Source organism: Synechococcus sp. LTW-G (genome assembly GCF_054459035.1).
Window position 1 is genome coordinate 156,389 of the sequence record NZ_JBTKYW010000002.1, and the last position, 13,800, is coordinate 170,188.

Sequence of the window (13,800 nt, forward strand, 5' to 3'; positions counted from 1 at the left end):
TTGAAGTGGGCGCAGGCTACGCCGCCAGGGCGAGGTCTTCGAAGCGTCCCAGCCGTTTCACCTCGGTGTGGAGGGTGATGCTGCGCTGCTCCATCACCCGCTCTTGGACCAGGGCAATGAGTTGATCAATCTCCCCCGCGCTGGCGCTGCCGGTATTGACGATGAAGTTGGCGTGGATCGGGGAGATCTGGGCGCCGCCCAGGCTGAATCCCTTGAGGCCGAGGGCTTCGATCAGTTGTCCGGCTTTCTGCGGTTCGGGGTTGCGAAAGACGCTGCCGCAGCTGGGTTGCTGGTAGGGCTGAGTGCTGGTTCTGCTGTGGAGGTTGGCGCTGGTGCGCTGGCTGACGCTGCGGGGATCGTGGCCGGGGGAGAGGCGAAAGCGAGCTGAGAGGACCACCAGGGGTTCCGCTTGAAGGCGGCTATGGCGGTAGTCAAAGTCCAGTGCTGCGGCAGGGATGGTGTGGGTCTGGCTGGGCTGCTCCGGGTCCACCACCGTGACGCTCTCGAGGATGTCGGCGGTGCAGCCCCCTTGGGCGCCTGCATTCATCACCGCCGCGCCCCCCACCGTTCCTGGGATGCCCACGGCCCACTCCAGGCCCGAGAGGCCGGCCCGCGCCGCCCTCCGCGCCAGGGTGGGAATCGGTTCTCCCGCCTGGGCTTCGATCAGGCCGCTGCTGTCCTCCAGGTCAGCCCCTTGAAGGTGGCGGGTGCAGAGGGTGAGTCCCTCCAGTCCTTGATCGCTGACCAGCAGGTTGGAGCCTGCGCCAATGACCCGCTGGATGCAGCCCTGGGATAAAGCCCAGCGCAGCAGGGCGAGTAGCTCGTCCGTTGACTCTGGTTCAGCGAAGTAATCGGCTGCTCCCCCCACTTTCCAGGTGGTGTAGTCGGCCAGAGCAACCGCCGAACGCAGCCCCAGGGGGAGGGAGAGGGCCATCGCTAGGCCACAAGGGGAAGGGCGGCGGCGGGATCGCTGCGGCCTTCCAGGCGACTCCAAAGGCTGTTGACATCACCGGCACCCATGGCCAGCACCAAGTCGCCCGCTTGGCTGGTTTGGCCGATGGCATCCGCCAGGGTCTCCAGGTCATCGAAGGCGCTGACGGGTAGCCCAGGGGCAATCCGCTGGATTTCAGAGGCGAGGGCCGCGCTGGAGATTCCTGGAATCGGCGCTTCGCCAGCCGCATAGAGGGGGGCGATCAGCACGGCATCGGCCTGACTCAGGGCCTGGGCAAAGTCGCTGAGGAACTCCGCCGTCCGGCTGTAACGGTGCGGCTGAAAGACGGCCAGGAGCCGTTGGGGCGCCTCTGGCAAGGGGCTGCGCCCACTGCTGACCATCAGGCGGGCCATCGCCAAGGTGGCCTGCACCTCGCTCGGGTGATGGGCGTAGTCGTCGACCACCTGGCGGCCGCACCAATTACCCCGGTAGTCGAAACGGCGTCCAGGGGCCTGGAGGCCCTCCACGGCCCGTTGCAGCTCGGCAAAGGAGACGCCATGGAGACGGCAGGCGGCCATGGCGGCCGCGGCGTTGCTCAGGTTGTGGAGCCCGGGCAAGGGCAGCCGGAATTGCCCGAGGGCCTCTCCCTGCTCATAGAAGGTGGCCAGGGTGCCGTCGCCATCGAGTTCATCGGCGATAGCCGCGAAGTCCACCCCTTCGCTGCTCTGGATGGACCACCAGTGGTGGGCTTGAAAGTGTTCCCGCAGCACCGGACAGTCGCGGTTGGCCAGCAGCTGTTCGCTGCCTTTGGCGAAGCGCTGGAGGGTGGTGATCAGGGAGGCCAGATCGCTGTAGTGGTCGGTGTGATCCAGCTCGAGGTTGGTGATCACACCAAGCCAGGACTGGAACTTCACCAGGGAGCCATCCGACTCATCCGCTTCCGCCACCAACAAGGGGCCATCGCCATTGCGGCCGTTGCTGGCGAAGGCGGGCACCACCCCACCAATGACGGCCGTGGGGTCGTGGTTGGTGGCGTGCAGCAGGCTGGCCACCAGGGTGCTGGTGGTGGTCTTGCCGTGGCTGCCAGCCACGGAGATCGAGGGCTGGGCGGCAATCAAAGCCGCCAGGACATCTGAGCGGTGCCAGACCTTCAGCCCGGCGCGCTCGGCTTCTAATAGTTCTGGGTTGTTCGCCGGCACAGCAGAGCTGACGACGACGGCAGGTGGGCAGGAGGTGCCGCTGCGAATGGCGTCGATGGTGGCGGGGCTTTGCTCGCGAAACACCCGGACACCGCGGCTGCGCAGGTTCTGCAGCACGGCGTTGTCCCTGGGGTCGGAGCCGCTGATGCTGTGGCCGCGGTCCGCCAGGATCCCGGCGATGGCAGACATGCCGATGCCGCCAACTCCAATGAAATGGAGAGGTTGGTGGCGATCAAGCGTCAGGACCAATGGCGTATCCAAGCCTGGCCAGAAATTAAGACCGAACGGGTCGCTTGTCCTCTTCTCAAGCACGATTTGAGTGCTTTTGACAGGTGGTGACCTTTTGTCCCCAGATGGGGAGGGTCAGGCAATTTCGGTATGATCGGCGGCCAAATCCTCCTTGCTAGCGGGTTCGCCCGCCATACGCCATGACCCTGAAGGTTGCGATCAACGGATTCGGCCGCATCGGTCGCAACTTCATGCGTTGCTGGCTGAGCCGCGGAAGCAATACCGGTATCGAGATTGTCGGCATCAACGGCTCCGGTGACACCAACACCAACGCGCACCTGCTGAAGTACGACTCGATGCTCGGCCCACTGCGTAATGCAGAGGTGACCACCACCGAGAACACGATCGTCATCAACGGCAAGACGATCAAGACCTTCTATGACCGCAACCCCGCCAACCTCCCCTGGAAGGAGTGGGGCGTGGATCTGGTGATCGAATCCACCGGTGTCTTCAACGACGACGTCGGCGCCAGCAAGCACTTTGAAGCCGGTGCCAAGAAGGTGATCCTGACCGCCCCTGGTAAGGGCGACAAGGTCGGCACCTTTGTGGTGGGCGTGAACGCCGATCAGTACCGCCACGAGGATTACGACATCCTCAGCAACGCCAGCTGCACCACCAACTGCATGGCGCCTGTGGTCAAGGTCCTGGATCAGGCCTTCGGCATCGTCAAAGGCACGATGACCACCACCCACAGCTACACCGGTGACCAGCGCATCCTCGATGCCTCCCACCGTGACCTGCGCCGCGCCCGCGCTGCTGCTGTGAACATTGTTCCCACCAGCACCGGTGCAGCCAAGGCCGTGGCTCTGGTCTACCCCGAGGTGAAGGGCAAGCTCAGCGGCATCGCCCTGCGCGTCCCCACCCCCAACGTGTCCGTCGTCGACATGGTGCTCGAGATGAGCCGCGAGACCACCAAAGAGGAGGTCAACGCAGTGCTCAAGGCCGCCTCCGAGAACGGCATGAAGGGCATCATCAAGTACACCGACCTGCCCCTGGTCTCCAGCGACCACGCCGGTACCGATGAGAGCACCATCGTTGACTCCGACCTCACCCTGGTGATGGGCGGCAACATGGTCAAAGTCATCTGCTGGTACGACAACGAGTGGGGTTACAGCCAGCGCGTCGTTGATCTGGCCGAGATCGTTGCCAAGAACTGGAAGTGATCTGAGCGCCCGCTCAACCTCTTTCCATCAGCCGCCCTTCGGGGCGGCTTTTTGATGGTTGTGCGATCAGCTGAAGTGCCGGTAGCCCGGATCGCTCTCCTGAAGGGGCAGCCCGGTCTCGCTCCAGGTCAGGGTTGGGGAGGAGTGCTCCACCAGTTCGCCAATCACCTGGCAGCCCGGTAGTGCAGCGCAGAGCCGCTCGGCCCAGGTCGGCTCCAGGGCGAGGACCAGCTCAAAGTCTTCGCCCCCATTCAGGCACCAGCGCTCTGCATCGGCGAGCGGCGCCATGGCGGGGTCCAGGGGCAGGCCTGTGCGCCGTAGTTGTGCCCCACAGCCACTGGCCTTGGCCAGGTTCAGCAGCGCGCGCTGCAGGCCATCGCTGCTGTCGGTGCCAGCGACCCGCCATGGGGTCCCCTGGGGCTGGCTTGCTTCGAGGGCTGGGATGGCATCGAGCCGAGGGAGCGGCCTTTGGTGGATTTGTATGGCGCGCTCCCGCAGGGCCTCAGGAATCGCTGCAATGCGCTCGCCTTGCAGCAGCGCTAGCCCCAAGCGGCTGAGGCCATGGGGGCCAGTGCTCACGAGCCAATCGCCCGGTTGGCCGTCGCCGCGGCGGATGGCGCCAGGCCCCAGCCGGCCAAGGGCCGTGATGGCGAGGAGGCGCTGGCTGCCGCTACTGCAGTCACCGCCGAGCAAGGTGCCGCCAAAACGAGCCAGGGCTTCGGAGAGTCCCTGGTAGACCCCATCGACCCAGCTCCAGGGGGTTGCTCCTGGTGCCACGAGGCCAACCGTGAGGCCGATCACGTCGCTGCATCCCATGGCCGCTAGGTCGGAGAGGTTGGTCGCTGCCGCCCGCCAGCCCAAGTCCTGGGCCGACATGGTGGCGTCACTGAAGTGGACCGTGTCCACCAGGACGTCGGTGTTGACCACCACGGCTCCCGGCAAGATCGCCGCGTCGTCAGCCAGCTGGCCGGGGGGCGCGTAGGCCGAGAGCCGGTCGATCAGCTCCCATTCGCCGAGCTGATCGAGTCGCATCTAGGCGTGGGCTTTGAGGTTCTCGGCTCCGTCGAGCAGTCGGGCGCGGACGATGCCGTCATCGATGCCCAGTTCCTCGAGCACCTCAAACCCATCCACCACGTAACCAAAGGCGCTGTAGCGGCCATCGACGAGGTTCAGGCCTGCGGGGGTTAGTTCGGCCTCGTAGAGAAAGAAGAAGAACTGGGAGGAACCATCGGCGAGGGATTCATCCGAGTGGGCCCAACCCATGGTCCCGAGGGTCGCGAAGGGAAGGACCGGCGTGGCTTCGAAACGGCCCAGGTCTTCAAAGGTGGCGTTGTAGAAGGGCTCGGCTTCACCGGGCACCTTGATCTCCAGCGGCACCTGGCGCTCGCCCTTGGTCTTGGGGTCGATGTAGCCGGTCTCAGGACCCTTGGGGTCTCCGGTCTGGAGAACGTAGAAGTCCTCGGCTCGGGTGAAGGGCAGTCCGTCATAGAAGCCTTGCTTCACCAGGTCCACAAAGGCTCCGGCAGTCAGTGGTGCGTTGTAGCCGTCCACCACAGCGGTAAGCATCCCTTTGGTGGTCTCGATCTCAACGGTGGCGCGGCCCAGCAGCCTGGGCAGGGCGTCGAACTCGCTGGGGATTTGGAAAGGGAAGTCACCCACGAGCAGTGCCTCCAGGTCCCCGACGGTGCTGAGGGCAGCGCGCCGGTCATCGAGGAATCGATCGCGGTCAGAGCTCTCGCTGCTCTCCACGAGGGTCTCCATCTGGCTTTGCAGGGCGGCCATCAAGGTCTTCCCCTCGGCTTGCTTGGCTTCCGGCAGGCTTGCCACGATGGAGTCGGCGCGGGTCTTGAGCAGCGCCTGACTCCGATTGACCGTATTGACCAGGGCGCTCCAGCGCTTGGCTCTGAGGTCGTCGCTGGTGCTCTCCAGCCTGTGCTGCAACGTCTGTAGATCCGACTGGTCGATCGGCAGAGCGTTACGAAGGATGGCAGCGGGATCCTTGACGGCATTGCCAGGCGGCAGCGCAGCCTGGGCCGGTGGCACCAGCGGGAAGGCAGCGAAAGCAATTGCGATCAGCAGGGCGGGCACCCAGCGATCCAGCCAGCGCTTCAGATCCATGCTGCAGCCTTGTCTCTGCCGGGACTCTGCCACAGCCGTACAATCCCGCCTGAACCGTTATGCCGGAATGATCTCGAGCAACGACTTTCGTACCGGCACGACGATCGAGATCGACGGTCAGGTCTGGCGCGTTGTTGAGTTCCTGCACGTGAAGCCCGGCAAGGGCTCCGCCTTTGTCCGCACCAAGCTCAAGGCCGTGCAGTCCGGCAACGTCGTTGAGAAAACCTTCCGCGCTGGTGAAACCGTTCCCCAGGCGGTTCTCGAGAAGGCTGTGCTTCAGCACACCTACATGGAGGCTGATGACTTTGTCTTCATGGACATGTCCACCTATGAGGAGACCCGTCTGACCGCCAAGCAGATCGGCGATCAGCGCAAGTACCTCAAGGAAGGCATGGAGGTGAATGTCGTCTATTGGAACGGGAAGCCTTTGGAAGTGGAACTCCCGAATTCCGTTGTTCTGGAAATCACCCAAACTGACCCCGGTGTGAAGGGCGATACCGCCACGGGCGGCACAAAACCCGCCATCGTCGAGACCGGCGCTCAGGTGATGGTTCCCTTGTTCCTCTCGATCGGCGAAAAGATCAAGATCGACACCCGCACCGACAGCTACCTGGGCCGCGAGAACTGATCCCATGCAACTTGACCACAACCAGCTGCGTGAGCTGATTGCCCTGCTTGGGGACAGCGACATCCAAGAGCTCAAGCTCGAAGGTGATGACTTCCGCTTGGAATTGCGTCGCAATCTTCCGGGGGTCCAGCCCCAGGTTGTGATGCAAGCTGCCGCTCCGGTTACGGCTCCCGCTGCAGCCGCACCTGCCGCTGCCCCCTCCGCGGCTCCCCCGGCCGCCGCTGCGGCCCGCAGTGATCTGATTGAGATCACCGCTCCGATGGTGGCGACCTTCTACCGCTCCCCTGCTCCCGGCGAGTCGGCATTCGTGGAGCTCGGCGCCAAGATCAATGTCGGCCAGACCGTCTGCATCCTCGAGGCGATGAAGCTCATGAACGAGCTCGAGTCCGAGGTGAGCGGTGAGGTGGTGGAGATCCTGGTCGAGAACGGCACCCCGGTTGAATTTGGCCAGGTGCTGATGCGGGTGAAACCCGCCTAGCCCAAGTCCTCAGCGGCCTCCAAGGCCGCCACCATGCTGGCTGCGCGGGCAATGCCAAGGCCGGCGATGTCGAACCCGGTTCCGTGATCCGGTGAGGTCCTAAGAAAGGGCAGGCCCAGGCTGGTGTTGACCGCCTGGTCAAAGGCCAGCAGCTTGACGGGGATCAGGCCCTGATCGTGGTAGAGCGCGAGGAAGCCATCGGGAGCTCGTCCGCCCTGCTGCCAGGCCATGCCCGCGCTTAGCCAGCAGGTGTCAGGTGGAAGTGGCCCCAGCAGGGTCACCTCAGGGTGCCGCGCGCTCCACTCTTCAAGCGTGGCCTCAAGCCAGTCCCGCTCCTCTCGTCCAAGACGTCCGGCCTCGCCCGCATGGGGGTTGAGTCCTGCGACGGCCAGGGTCGGCTCGTGGCGAAAGCGACGGCAAAAGGCCAGTAAGACGTCGAGCTTGGCGCGCACCCGCTCAGGGTTTAGGGCTTGGGGAACCTGCTGAAGCGGAATGTGGGTGGTGGCGAGCAGGGTGTTGAGCCGCCAGCCGCTCTGGGGGGAGCGGGCGGTGAAGAGCATCGAGGCTTCCTTGGCTCCAGCCAGCTCAGCCAAGCGTTCGGTTTGGCCGGGGTAGTCATGGCCTGCCGCGTGCCAGTGCTGTTTGGCGATCGGGGCAGTGACAAGGGCTTGGCCGGAGCCCCGTTGCACCAGCTCAACGGCCTGGGTGAGCCAGCGGAAACTGGCTTCACCACTGATGGCGCTGGGGGTCCCTGGTTTGACGGGTTGCTCGAGCGGGCAATCCACCATCTCGAGCTGGGCGGGGTCCGCCAGGGGGGCGTCTGTTTGCCCCTTGAGTTGCGTGTAGGTCTCCTCCAGCCAGCGGCGGCAACCCACCAGCAGCGGCGGTTGGCCAGCGGGGGTCCAGCGGGCCAGGGCTTTGAGCGTGACCTCGCCTCCGATGCCGGCGGGATCGCCAAGGGAGACGATCAAGCGGGGGCGCTTAGCGTTGCTGTCGCTTGGCGGATCACCCATGTTGCGTTGGCTGTTGCTGATCGGGATGGGCTTTGCCCTGGTGAAGGGTGTGCAGAACGGCTGGGTGGAGTTGCACTGGAATCGTCTCTTCCACGATGCCGGGGTGCCGTTCGTTCCGGACCCGGATCAAGGTCCGGCGGGTTCAGGCGCAAACCGCATCTAAGGGTTATTCCATCACTTGGGACGGTTCTGCTCCTCCTCCCAGCTGGCGGCAAATCCTTCCCGATAGCTGGGGTAACGCAGTTGGTAGCCCAGGTCCTGGCACAGCCGCGCATTGCTGACGCGGCGGTTGTCGGCCCAGAAGCTCAGGGCCATCGCACTCATCTCTGCCTGGGCGTCGCGGAAGTTGCGTACGGCCGGCAATTTGCAACCCAGCAGGTGGGCGGCATAGCCGAGCGTTTCACTCGAGGGGCAGGGCAGATCGTCGCTGACGTTGAGCACCGCTGGCCTGGCCTCCGGGGGTAGGCCGCAGCAGTGCAGCAAGGCGCCAACGATGTCATCGACATGGATCCGGCAGAACACCTGCTTGGGCTTGTGGATCAAGCGGGCCTGGCCTTGTTGCAGCTGCTGGAAGGGGCAACGACCCGGTCCGTAGATCGCGGGCAGCCGAAAACTCTGTAGGGGGAGAGCGCTGGCCAGCCAACGTTGCTCGCACTGCAGGCGGGATTGGCTGCGGCGAAGGCTTGGCTCTGTCGGGCTCTGTTCATCGGCCCAGCGTCCTTGGGTGTCGCCGTAGACCCCCGTGGTCGATAGGTAACCCACCCACTGGAGGGGCTGGTGCCGGAGGGACTCCCCCAGAAGGTTGTAGGCGTCGTCGTCGCCGTTCTTGTTGGGCGGAAGGGTGATCAGCACATGGCTGAGGCCTTCAGGAATCTGCGGGACGGCCCCCTCGCCCGCATTGAAGTGCAGCCATTGAGATCCCTCTTTGATCGAGCGTGAGGTCAGCCAGACCTGGGCCCCGCGCGCTCTGGCTGCATCGGCAAAGCGCTGGCCTGTGTATCCCCCGCCGAGGACCAGCACGCGGGAGGAGGGGTTGACACCGCGAGCCGTCATGAGTACACCTGTATTACTCGCCCGCTGATTAATGACTGCATCTTGCTTCCCCGCCCCTCTTGGGTCCTCCTTCGTGGGCCAGGTCCCTGGGCGTGTGCGTCCTCGGCGGCGTTCGCAGGTTGGCGCCCCGCGTCGCCTGATTGGCCTGACGGCTTTGGCGCTGACGCTGTTCTCGGCCCTGCTGCTGGCTCCCGATCAGCCCCAGGCTCAGGCGGAGATTTGCCAGCGCCATAACGGCGCTGCGGCCTGCCGGATCTGGTGACTTAGGCGGCCTGCAGGTACGGCTGCATGGGATTGAAGCCGGAGTCCGGCGCTGCGGGCGCGGGAATGGCGCCTGGGCTCGCCCACTGCAGCAGGCGCAGGGCCAGGCGCAGGTCACCGTCGGTCCAGGCGCGGATGGCCATGGCTCGGCGGGGGTCGTAGAAGCGCTGCTGCCGGTACCACTCGAACGCGTCAGCGTCGCTCTTGCGGCCATTGCAGGCCAGGCAAGCGGGAACGCAGTTTTCTGTCACGCTTAAGCCACCGCGACTTTGCGGAAAAACGTGATCAATAGACTCAGAAGGTTTGCCGCAGTAGATGCACGTTTTTCCGGTGTAAGTGTGGAGGGATTGTCTCCATCTGCGAACACGAAGTTTGGGGCACAAGTCTTCAAGGAAAACGGCATCCCTGCTGTGCATCCGAACAATTCGGTTGCAGGGAGTCTGACCTGAGTGGCTGGGATGTCAATGTGTCGAACGATGCATTTTGCAAGGCTTATTGCAGCTGTTGCGCCCGCCCTGAGCTTCGCTAAATTATGAGTTGCTGCCCCAGCTCAGACGGCCCAGCAACGCACCTCGCGCTGCCTGATGCGGTTGGGAGCATCAGGGGCCATCGAGTTGGTTCTGCCCTTTGATGCGGTCACCCAGGCCCAGCTCAGGGCGGTGCGCCCCCGAGGCTTTTGGCGCTCGAAGCAGGGCTGCTGGGAGTTCCCGCTGGAAGCGGCCTTGGTCCTGCGTCAGCACTTCGGCAAGCGCTTCGCGATGGAGCCGCCGTTGCCCCAGTGGTGCAGCTGGCTCGAGCAGCCTCTGCCCCCTCTGCCGCCCCATCGCGAGCTGATTGCCAGCGCCGGGCTAGGGGAACCCTTGCCGGACGGCCGGGAGTTGTTTGCCCATCAGCGGGCGGCGGTGCGCTGGTTGCTGGCGCGCCGTGGTGCGGTGTTGGCCGATGCCATGGGCTTGGGAAAAACCCTGACGGCGCTCGTGGCCGCGCGCGCGATGGTCCGGGCGGCGGATTGCTGCGTGGTGGTGATCGCTCCCACGGGCCTCCATCGCCATTGGCGCCAGGAGGCGGCGGCCTTGCAACTGCAGGTCACCCTGCTCAGTTGGGCGGCGCTCCCACAGGAGCTGCCGGAGGCCGGCACGGTTCTGATCGCGGACGAGGCCCACTACGCCCAGAACTTGTCCGCTGCGCGCACCCAGGCCTTCCTGCGTCTGGCGCGCCATCCGCGGCTGCGGGTGGCGTGGTTGCTCAGCGGCACTCCGATGAAAAACGGCCGCCCAGCGCAGCTGTTCCCCTTGCTGGCGGCCATCGGCCACCCCCTGGCGAAGGACCAGCGCGCCTTCGAGGAGCGCTACTGCCTTGGCCATTGGCATGAACGCTCGGGCACCCGGCAGTGGAGTGCGACCGGGGCCACCCACCTGCCGGAGCTGCAGCGCCTGGTCAGGCCCCTGCTGCTGCATCGCCGCAAACAGGACTGTCTGGATCTCCCCCCGAAACGCCGGCAGATGCTTCCCGTCAGCCTGTCGGAGTCGGAGGGTCAGGGCTTTCAGCACCGCCTGCAACTGAAGGTCGATGACTATCGCCGCCGCGCCGCTGCGGGTTTGGTGCGCCGCGATGCCGAGGCCCTAGCCGTACTGACCGCCCTGCGTCAGATCGGCTCGGAGTACAAGCTCCCCGCCGCCGCCGCCCTGCTGGCCAGGCTGCAGGCCGAGGGGCAGGCCGTTGTGGTCTTCACGGCCTTTGTGGCGGCGGCCCAGTTGTTGCAGCAGCGACTGGGGGGTGCCCTGCTGACCGGACGCCTGGCCGCCGCAGAGCGCCAAGGTGTGGTGGATCGCTTTCAGGGTGGCCACGAGCAGCTGCTGATCAGCACCTACGGCGCTGGAGGCCTGGGCTTCACCCTGCATCGGGCCAAGCATGTGGTCCTGCTGGAGAGACCCTGGACCCCCGGCGATGCCGAGCAGGCCGAGGACCGTTGCCACCGCATTGGTATGCAGGGGACCCTGGAGTGCCATTGGCTTCAGCTTGGCGTCGCGGATCAGCTGGTGGACGGACTGATTGCCGATAAGGCCGAGCGCATTGCCCTGTTGCTCAGTCGCGGCCAGGCTCAGCTGGAGCGTCAGCCGCTGCCGCGGATGGTGCAGCAGCTGCTCGATCAGTGGTGAGGCGGATGCAGTTGCGCCGCCGCAAGTCGATCTCGTCGCGCATCAGGGCGTCGACGGGGTGTTTGCCTTCTTTCACCAGGGCCGCGGCTTTGAGGCTGTCGCGGCAGGCCTCCTGTGGCTTGCCCGCCAATTTCAGCAGCAGGGCCCGCTCATTGCGGGGTTGCGGGTGTTGAGGGAAGGCCACCACTACCGCATCGCAGTGCTTCAGCAAGGCCGGCAACCGATCAAGGTTGACGTTGCGTAGGCAGTCATCAACCTTGGTTTGACTCTGGCCGGGCTCGGGTGGAGCGCTGCAGCTGCTGAGGACGAGCCAGAGCAGACCCGCCCCCAGGGATGGCGGTAGCCAGGAGCGGGTGCGGGTTGCCATCAGCCTCAGTAGGCGTAGCGGTTCGAGCTGCCGCCGGCGCCGGTGCCACTGGTGATGCCGGAGCTGGTGCTGGTTCGGTTGGTGCTGTCGGGGTGAGTGGACTGGCTCTTCTCTTCGTTGGTGTCCACCGCCTTGACGTAGAGATCGCCCAGGTAGCGACCGCAGTCGTTGTATTTGCCGGGATCGGCGACGACGGCTTCGGTGATCATCACCGCGGCGTGTTCAGGCGAGGTCTTGAAGACCGAGGCGCTCTGACGCTTGATGACCGCGTAGGCCGCTTTCCAGCTCACTTCGTGATTGTTGCCGCTGCTGCGCATGAAGCAATAGATCTGTGCTCCCTTGGAACCGGCTTCATTGCCGGCCAGAGCGGCGGTCGGCAGCGCAGACCAGCCCAGGGCAGCAAGCGGAAGGGCTGCAGCCAGCCGAAGCAGCCGGCCGTTGAGGGACAGGGAAAGACGCATGCCGAAGCAGGGGAATGGGTCCCACCGTATCGATCGTTTCCTGCTGGATCTAGGTGCCGATCAATCAGCTGGCAGGCGGCGGCAGGTCCCCGTGGCCCAGGAGCAGCCTGACCGCCAGCGGCAGCACGAGCAGCACCGTGATCAAGCGGACGGCGTGAAGGGCAGCAACGGCGGCACCGACTCCGAATTCGGCGCCCACCAGACTCATGCCGCTGATTCCCCCTGGCGCGGCTCCCAAGAGGGCAATGAGCGGGTCCATTCCCAGCAGACGGCTGCACCAGAGCCCCACCACCAGGCCGGTCATCACCAGGGTGAGCGTGATCAAAAGAGCTGGCCGCCAGAGCTGCCTGAGCTCGCTGAAGGCCGTCGCCGTCAATCCGGTGCCGATGACGGTGCCAATGCCAATTTCCAGGGCAGTCCGGGTGCCTGCGGGCCAGTTGGCGGCCTCGAGCTTGCCGCTCATGCTCAGCAGTCCCGCTCCCAGCAGCGCGCCAGCGAGGGGTGCGGCGGGGATCCCCGTGCGCAGCGCCAGCAAACCGCCGCCAATGCCCGCCAGGACATAGGCCAGCAGGTGGAGGCTTGATGGCATCGACGGGCTGCCCTGGAATGCCTTCAGTCTGCTTGGCCGCTTGGGCTTGAGAACTGCCCAGGGCTGTGGTGTTATCGGGCGAGTTGAACCCTGTCCATGGCTGGCGAATCGGTCTCGTTTCGCATCACGCGCACCACAGAGGACCTCGCTCAGACCGTCGCGGCCCTCTCGCAGCGGCTGGTGAAGTTGGAGCAGCGCCTCAATGCGATGGAGCTGCAACTGGACCAGGTCTCCTTTGTCGAGACGCCTGATCCTGAGGAGCTGAGCCGTCTCGACCATGTGGAGACGCTGTTGGCCGACTGCCGCAGCCTCCTGCAGGACGGGGTGAGCGAGGAGGAGTTCCCTGCGTCGGTGAATCCTCACGAGGATGAGTTCATGGCTGCATGACCCCTTGCGCCGGGGGCACAATGGAAAGAAAGCGAACCATGGCCTTCTCCAACAGCCATCGCTCTGTTCCCGTTGCCCCTGCCGCCTCGGGTACACCTGCCTGCGCCAGCCGTTCTTTTGCTGAGGGCGGCCATCAGCTCGAGAAACTCGAGTTCGCCCTCGCCGTTGCCATCACCCGTGGTGATGCTTCAAGAGTGAGGCAACTGCGTGATCAGATCGCAGCACTGGGCGGCAATCGCGAGGAACCAGGCACCTAAAACCACTCGGCCGATCCGTTTCAGTTGTGTCAGGGCAGCCCCACCGTTTGGGGTCGCTTGAACGTGGCGACTAATATTTATTCAGGCCAGATCAAATAAATGCAATCCAGCCAGCAGGCACCTGTAGCCGAGCGACGAGACGATTTGATGCGTGCGGCCGCCGCTTTTTCGGCTTCGGCTGAGCAGGCCGCATCAAGCGGTGAAATTGAACAGTCAGCGCGCGATATTCTCCGTTCCCTCGATTGCGAGCGCCGCGCAGGAAGCGTGGGGCCGCAGGTGATGCAGCTGATTAAGCCCAGAAACTAATTCTCAAGCGGATGACCGGGCTCGAACCGGCGACGTTCAGCTTGGGAAGCTGACATTCTACCACTGAATTACATCCGCAATTTGATAGTCAAAAGCCGTGATCAAGGCTTTTGGCTATCCCAATCAACCTAGCAAGGGAGCC

General features: G+C 64.7%; 19 protein-coding genes and 1 tRNA gene. 9 read left to right on the top strand and 11 right to left on the bottom strand.

Annotated elements, in window-relative coordinates:
- Window positions 1-16: 16 nt before the first annotated feature.
- The gene (gene murB, locus ACXIQ9_RS04740) at window positions 17-934 is read right to left on the bottom strand and encodes a UDP-N-acetylmuramate dehydrogenase (RefSeq protein ID WP_459015918.1); all 918 of its coding nucleotides are present in this window, start codon (window positions 932-934) and stop codon (window positions 17-19) included.
- Between the two features lie 2 nt (window positions 935-936).
- Entirely contained in the window at window positions 937-2,379 is a 1,443-nt protein-coding gene (gene murC, locus ACXIQ9_RS04745) for a UDP-N-acetylmuramate--L-alanine ligase (protein WP_459015919.1), read from the bottom strand.
- Window positions 2,380-2,558: 179 nt separating this feature from the next.
- Here murC and gap point away from each other — a divergent pair, with 179 nt between their 5' ends.
- Window positions 2,559-3,581, top strand: a complete 1,023-nt coding sequence (gap, locus tag ACXIQ9_RS04750) for a type I glyceraldehyde-3-phosphate dehydrogenase (protein ID WP_010313976.1) — start codon at window positions 2,559-2,561, stop codon at window positions 3,579-3,581.
- A gap of 66 nt (window positions 3,582-3,647) precedes the next feature.
- On the opposite strand, the gene thiL is transcribed toward gap, so the two are convergent.
- Together thiL and ACXIQ9_RS04760 are read right to left on the bottom strand one after the other, a co-directional pair.
- Window positions 3,648-4,613, bottom strand: coding sequence for a thiamine-phosphate kinase (gene thiL, locus ACXIQ9_RS04755; protein ID WP_459015920.1), 966 nt, complete (start codon window positions 4,611-4,613; stop codon window positions 3,648-3,650).
- Complete coding sequence (locus tag ACXIQ9_RS04760) at window positions 4,614-5,699, bottom strand: peptidylprolyl isomerase (protein WP_296421047.1); 1,086 nt, start codon at window positions 5,697-5,699, stop codon at window positions 4,614-4,616.
- Window positions 5,700-5,766: 67 nt separating this feature from the next.
- On the opposite strand from ACXIQ9_RS04760, the gene efp reads away from it, so the two are divergent.
- Window positions 5,767-6,327, top strand: coding sequence for an elongation factor P (efp, locus tag ACXIQ9_RS04765; RefSeq protein ID WP_010313969.1), 561 nt, complete (start codon window positions 5,767-5,769; stop codon window positions 6,325-6,327).
- 4 nt (window positions 6,328-6,331) lie between these two features.
- Complete coding sequence (gene accB, locus ACXIQ9_RS04770) at window positions 6,332-6,805, top strand: acetyl-CoA carboxylase biotin carboxyl carrier protein (protein ID WP_459015921.1); 474 nt, start codon at window positions 6,332-6,334, stop codon at window positions 6,803-6,805.
- On the opposite strand, the gene pdxA is transcribed toward accB, so the two are convergent.
- Window positions 6,802-7,818, bottom strand: coding sequence for a 4-hydroxythreonine-4-phosphate dehydrogenase PdxA (gene pdxA, locus ACXIQ9_RS04775; RefSeq protein ID WP_459015922.1), 1,017 nt, complete (start codon window positions 7,816-7,818; stop codon window positions 6,802-6,804). The genes accB and pdxA overlap by 4 nt on opposite strands.
- Between pdxA and ACXIQ9_RS04780 the strand changes: the two genes are divergently transcribed.
- Complete coding sequence (locus tag ACXIQ9_RS04780; protein ID WP_010313963.1) at window positions 7,817-7,981, top strand: hypothetical protein; 165 nt, start codon at window positions 7,817-7,819, stop codon at window positions 7,979-7,981. The genes pdxA and ACXIQ9_RS04780 overlap by 2 nt on opposite strands.
- A gap of 11 nt (window positions 7,982-7,992) precedes the next feature.
- On the opposite strand, the gene ACXIQ9_RS04785 is transcribed toward ACXIQ9_RS04780, so the two are convergent.
- Window positions 7,993-8,871, bottom strand: coding sequence for an SDR family oxidoreductase (locus tag ACXIQ9_RS04785; RefSeq protein ID WP_459015923.1), 879 nt, complete (start codon window positions 8,869-8,871; stop codon window positions 7,993-7,995).
- 94 nt (window positions 8,872-8,965) lie between these two features.
- Between ACXIQ9_RS04785 and ACXIQ9_RS04790 the strand changes: the two genes are divergently transcribed.
- Complete coding sequence (locus tag ACXIQ9_RS04790) at window positions 8,966-9,133, top strand: hypothetical protein (protein WP_010313959.1); 168 nt, start codon at window positions 8,966-8,968, stop codon at window positions 9,131-9,133.
- Between the two features lies 1 nt (window position 9,134).
- Here the strand turns inward: ACXIQ9_RS04790 and ACXIQ9_RS04795 are convergent, their stop codons facing one another.
- Window positions 9,135-9,548: an HNH endonuclease gene (locus ACXIQ9_RS04795; protein WP_071777926.1), complete on the bottom strand. Its 414-nt coding sequence runs from the start codon at window positions 9,546-9,548 to the stop codon at window positions 9,135-9,137.
- Window positions 9,549-9,716: 168 nt separating this feature from the next.
- Here ACXIQ9_RS04795 and ACXIQ9_RS04800 point away from each other — a divergent pair, with 168 nt between their 5' ends.
- Complete coding sequence (locus ACXIQ9_RS04800) at window positions 9,717-11,291, top strand: SNF2-related protein (RefSeq protein ID WP_459015924.1); 1,575 nt, start codon at window positions 9,717-9,719, stop codon at window positions 11,289-11,291.
- Here ACXIQ9_RS04800 and ACXIQ9_RS04805 read toward each other — a convergent pair.
- The 3 genes from ACXIQ9_RS04805 to ACXIQ9_RS04815 form a co-directional block, all read right to left on the bottom strand.
- Window positions 11,218-11,658, bottom strand: coding sequence for a hypothetical protein (locus ACXIQ9_RS04805; protein WP_459015925.1), 441 nt, complete (start codon window positions 11,656-11,658; stop codon window positions 11,218-11,220). The two genes, ACXIQ9_RS04800 and ACXIQ9_RS04805, sit on opposite strands and share 74 nt — an antisense overlap.
- Window positions 11,659-11,663: 5 nt before the next feature.
- Complete coding sequence (locus ACXIQ9_RS04810; RefSeq protein WP_459015926.1) at window positions 11,664-12,119, bottom strand: DUF6554 family protein; 456 nt, start codon at window positions 12,117-12,119, stop codon at window positions 11,664-11,666.
- A 64-nt stretch (window positions 12,120-12,183) separates the two neighbouring features.
- Window positions 12,184-12,708, bottom strand: coding sequence for an AbrB family transcriptional regulator (locus ACXIQ9_RS04815; RefSeq protein WP_010313950.1), 525 nt, complete (start codon window positions 12,706-12,708; stop codon window positions 12,184-12,186).
- Window positions 12,709-12,804: 96 nt separating this feature from the next.
- Here ACXIQ9_RS04815 and ACXIQ9_RS04820 point away from each other — a divergent pair, with 96 nt between their 5' ends.
- The 3 genes from ACXIQ9_RS04820 (at window position 12,805) to ACXIQ9_RS04830 (ending at window position 13,658) form a co-directional block, all read left to right on the top strand.
- The gene (locus ACXIQ9_RS04820) at window positions 12,805-13,095 is read left to right on the top strand and encodes a hypothetical protein (RefSeq protein WP_459015927.1); all 291 of its coding nucleotides are present in this window, start codon (window positions 12,805-12,807) and stop codon (window positions 13,093-13,095) included.
- A gap of 38 nt (window positions 13,096-13,133) precedes the next feature.
- Window positions 13,134-13,352: a hypothetical protein gene (locus tag ACXIQ9_RS04825; protein ID WP_010313945.1), complete on the top strand. Its 219-nt coding sequence runs from the start codon at window positions 13,134-13,136 to the stop codon at window positions 13,350-13,352.
- Between the two features lie 99 nt (window positions 13,353-13,451).
- The gene (locus ACXIQ9_RS04830) at window positions 13,452-13,658 is read left to right on the top strand and encodes a hypothetical protein (RefSeq protein WP_424175135.1); all 207 of its coding nucleotides are present in this window, start codon (window positions 13,452-13,454) and stop codon (window positions 13,656-13,658) included.
- 6 nt (window positions 13,659-13,664) lie between these two features.
- On the opposite strand, the gene ACXIQ9_RS04835 is transcribed toward ACXIQ9_RS04830, so the two are convergent.
- A tRNA-Gly gene (locus ACXIQ9_RS04835) sits at window positions 13,665-13,736 on the bottom strand.
- Between the last annotated feature and the right edge of the window lie 64 nt (window positions 13,737-13,800).